Raw genomic sequence first — 3167 nt, forward strand, 5'->3', positions numbered from 1 at the left:
GCATCCCCTCCACCACGAGTCGGCTGTTCTGGAACTTCCGCCCCCGCAGCCCATCCGAACTGGGCAACAGCAGCGCAAGCAACTCCCACTGCTTGTCCGTCAACACCTCAAACCGATTAACAACGTCTGCCACAGCGAAGAGTCTGCAGCACAACACCCCAAATCATTGGGAGACACGCCCTAGTACTGCAACGGCACTTGCTTGACAGGTAGACGATACTGGTTGGGTGGTCCTTGATCTGGTTGTCGCCGAGTTGGAAGCGTTGCATGAGCGGATCTCCGGTCGGTTCGCCCGGTCGGAACCGCGTTCCCGGGTCCGTGAATATGTGACGGGTTTGGTTGCGGGTCTGGAACGCAAGAACGGGTGGACCCTCGCCGAGCGGGCCGGCGAGGTGAGCCCGGACGGGATGCAGCGGTTGCTGCGGCGGGCGGACTGGGACGTCGACGGGGTCCGCGACGATGTGCGTGACTACGTGGTCGAACGCCTCGGTGACCCGGCCGGGGTGTTGATCGTCGATGACACCGGATTCCTGAAGAAGGGCACCCGCTCGGCCGGGGTGCAACGCCAGTATTCGGGCACCGCCGGGCGGGTGGAAAACTGCCAGATCGGGGTGTTCCTCGCCTATGCGAGCGCGGCGGGGCACGCGCTCATCGACCGGGAGTTGTACCTGCCCGAGTCGTGGACCTCCGACCGGGACCGGTGCCGCGCCGCCGGGATCGGTGACGAGGTGGAGTTCGCGACCAAACCGAGACTGGCGCAACGCATGATCGAACGCGCCCTCGACGCACAGGTCCCGTTCTCCTGGGCCACCGCCGACGAGGCGTACGGGCAGGTGAAGTACCTGCGGGTCTGGCTCGAGGAACGCGATGTCTCGTATGTGTTGGCCACCCGTTGCAACGACGATGTGTTCACTCCGCACGGTCGCGCCGGTCGCGCCGACGAGATGATCGCCGCGGTCCCGGCGAAGCAGTGGCGCCGGATCTCCGTCGGCGACGGCGCGCACGGCCGGCGCGAATACTCCTGGGTGCGGATCCCGATCCGGATCGCCTGGGCACCCGGGCGTGGGCACTGGCTGCTCGCCCGCCGATCCCTGTCGGATCCGACCGAGATCGCGTACTACATCTGCGCCGGACCCCGTCGTACCACGCTTACCGAACTCGCCGCCGTCGCCGGCTCGCGGTGGCGGGTCGAGGAATGCTTCCAGCAGGCCAAGAACGAGGCCGGCCTCGACCAGTATCAGGTGCGCACCTACCGGGCCTGGTACGCCCACATCACCTTGTCGATGCTCGCGCTCGCCTGGCTCGCCGGGGCGAAAACCGAAGCGGTAAAGGGGGAATCGGAACCAATGATCAGGGCATGATCGGCTACACGGTACCCGAGATCCGCCGTCTACTCGTGTATCTGATCCTGCGACACGCCCACCCCGACGAGCACTTCTGGTCCTGGTCACACTGGCGGAGACGCCGACAACACCAGGCCCGCGTCTGTCATTACCGAACCCGCGGCCACCTGCCATAAGTGCCGTTGCAGTACTAGTACTGCAACGGCACTTGCTTGACAGGTAGACGATACTGGTTGTGTGGTCCTCGATCTGGTTGCTGCCGAGTTGGAAGCGTTGCATGAGCGGATTTCCGGTCGGTTCGCCCGGTCGGAGCCGCGGTCCCGGGTCCGTGAATATGTGACGGGTTTGGTTGCGGGTCTGGAACGCAAGAACGGGTGGACCCTCGCCGAGCGGGCCGGCGAAATGAGCCCGGACGGGATGCAACGGCTGCTGCGGCGGGCGGACTGGGACGTCGACGGGGTCCGCGACGACGTCCGTGACTACGTGGTCGAACGCCTCGGCGATCCGGCCGGTGTGTTGATCGTCGATGACACCGGATTCTTGAAGAAGGGCACCCGCTCGGCCGGGGTGCAACGCCAGTACTCGGGCACCGCCGGGCGGGTGGAAAATTGTCAGATCGGGGTGTTCCTCGCCTACGCGAGCACGGCCGGGCACGCGCTCATCGACCGGGAGCTGTACCTGCCCGAGTCGTGGACCTCCGACCGGGACCGGTGCCGCGCCGCCGGGATCGGTGACGAGGTGGAGTTCGCGACCAAACCGAGACTGGCGCAACACATGATCGAACGCGCCCTCGACGCCCGGGTCCCGTTCTCCTGGGTCACCGCCGACGAGGCCTACGGGCAGGTGAAGTACCTGCGGGTCTGGCTCGAGGAACGCGATGTTTCGTATGTGTTGGCTACCCGGTGCAACGACGATGTGTTCACCCCGCACGGCCGCTCCGGCCGCGCCGACGAGATGATCGCCGCGGTCCCGGCGAAGCAGTGGCGCCGGATCTCCGTCGGCGACGGCGCACACGGGCCGCGGGAGTATTCCTGGGTGCGGATCCCGATCCGGATCGCCTGGGCACCCGGGCGAGGGCACTGGCTGCTCGCCCGCCGATCCCTCTCCGATCCGACCGAGATCGCGTACTACATCTGCGCCGGACCCCGCCGCACCACGCTCACCGAACTCGCCACCATCGCCGGCTCCCGGTGGCGGGTCGAGGAATGCTTCCAACAGGCCAAGAACGAGGCCGGCCTCGACCAGTACCAGGTACGCACCTACCGGGCCTGGTACGCCCACATCACCTTGTCGATGCTCGCCCTCGCCTGGCTCGCCGGAACGAAAACCGAAGCGGTAAAGGGGGAATCGGGATCGAAGATCAGGGCATGATCGCGTACACGCTACCCGAGATCCGCCGCCTGCTCGTGCAACTGATCCTGCGACACGCCCACCCGGACGAGCACATCTGGTCCTGGTCGAACTGGCGACGGCGCCGACAACACCAGGCCCGCACCTCCCACTACCGACGTCGCGGACACCTCCCATAAGTGCCGTTGCAGTACTAGTAGCGTGTCGCTGCTTAGTTCTGCCTTGTTTCGTTTAAGTTGGAGGCGGCAGACTTCCCCTTCCCCTCTGCCGGTCAGGACCGTTGTCAATGCCTTCGCAGAAGAAGCGTCCGGTGACGTTGAGCTCGGCTGATCGTGAGTTCTTGGAACGGTTGACCACGACCGGGGTGCATCCGGCTTCGATGATCCGGCGGGCCCGGGTGTTGCTGGCGCTGGACACCTCGGTCGGGGCGGTCGATGAGAAGAAGGTGATCGCGGCACGGTTGGGGGTCTCGGG

At 65.9% G+C, this 3167-nt stretch carries 3 protein-coding genes and 1 pseudogene; all 4 read left to right on the top strand.

Features of this window, described 5'->3' with window-relative positions:
- The first annotated feature begins 227 nt into the window (after positions 1-227).
- A complete protein-coding gene (locus tag AC1DWT_RS50410) occupies positions 228-1361 on the top strand; it encodes an IS701 family transposase (RefSeq protein WP_206015529.1) in 1134 nt (377 codons plus the stop codon).
- Positions 1362-1580: 219 nt separating this feature from the next.
- The gene (locus tag AC1DWT_RS50415; protein WP_206015530.1) at positions 1581-2714 is read left to right on the top strand and encodes an IS701-like element ISRhosp4 family transposase; all 1134 of its coding nucleotides are present in this window, start codon (positions 1581-1583) and stop codon (positions 2712-2714) included.
- Positions 2711-2872, top strand: coding sequence for a hypothetical protein (locus tag AC1DWT_RS50420; protein ID WP_005569480.1), 162 nt, complete (start codon positions 2711-2713; stop codon positions 2870-2872). The genes AC1DWT_RS50415 and AC1DWT_RS50420 overlap by 4 nt, the downstream gene beginning before the upstream one ends.
- Positions 2873-2979: 107 nt before the next feature.
- Positions 2980-3167: pseudogene (locus AC1DWT_RS50425) on the top strand (helix-turn-helix domain-containing protein); the annotation flags it as partial.

The organism is Rhodococcus sp. P4_B6 (assembly GCF_056402215.1).

Excerpts from the sequence above, each read along its gene's own strand:
- AC1DWT_RS50420 (WP_005569480.1), top strand. The coding sequence starts at position 2,711 with ATGATCGCGTACACGCTACCCGAGATCCGCCGCCTGCTCGTGCAACTG.